The following is a 591-nucleotide window of genomic DNA, read 5'->3' on the forward strand; positions in this document are numbered from 1 at the left end:
ACCACCGCGAAGAAGTCACCACGGCCCTCGTTCAGCGCGGTCAACGACCGCGACAGGCTGTTCAGCGTGGTGTTGATTTGCTTGCCCTTGCCGGCCAGCCCGTCGGCGAACGACTCGATGGCATCACCGAACGGACCTTTGGGTTGCTCGGGTGTCGGGCCGAGTTTGGAGATGACGTTGGCGACGCCTTCGCGCAGTTCGTCCCACTCCGTCGGCACCTGCGTGCGCTCGATGGGGATCACCGCGTTGTCGCCCATGACCGGACCGCCCTTATAGGGCGGCTCCAACTGGATGTTGCGCGACGCCACCAGCGTCGGGTTCACGATGACCGCCGACGCGTTGGCGGGCACCTTGTATTTGTTGTCGTAGTGAAACGTCACCTTCATCTTGTCGCCGGCCGGTTCGATCTTGTCGACGGAACCGACGCGAACGCCCATGATTTGGACTTTGTCGCCGGAATAGAGGGCGTTCGCCGATGGGAAATAAGCGATTACGGTGTTGGTGGTCAATTTTTGGTAGAGCCGCCAGCCGAGGGCGCCGGCGACCAGGATCAGCAGTACCGCCAGCACGCCGATGACCGTCCGGGGCCGC

The 591-nt window shown here is 62.9% G+C and carries 1 protein-coding gene; it reads right to left on the reverse strand.

Going from position 1 to position 591, the window contains the following annotated elements; genetic code table 11:
• On the reverse strand, positions 1–591 hold a 591-nt coding region (locus tag A5697_RS02965; protein WP_156673115.1), incomplete at both ends, for an MCE family protein.

It is taken from the genome of Mycobacterium sp. E3251 (assembly GCF_001666835.1).
Taxonomy (GTDB): Bacteria; Actinomycetota; Actinomycetes; order Mycobacteriales; family Mycobacteriaceae; genus Mycobacterium.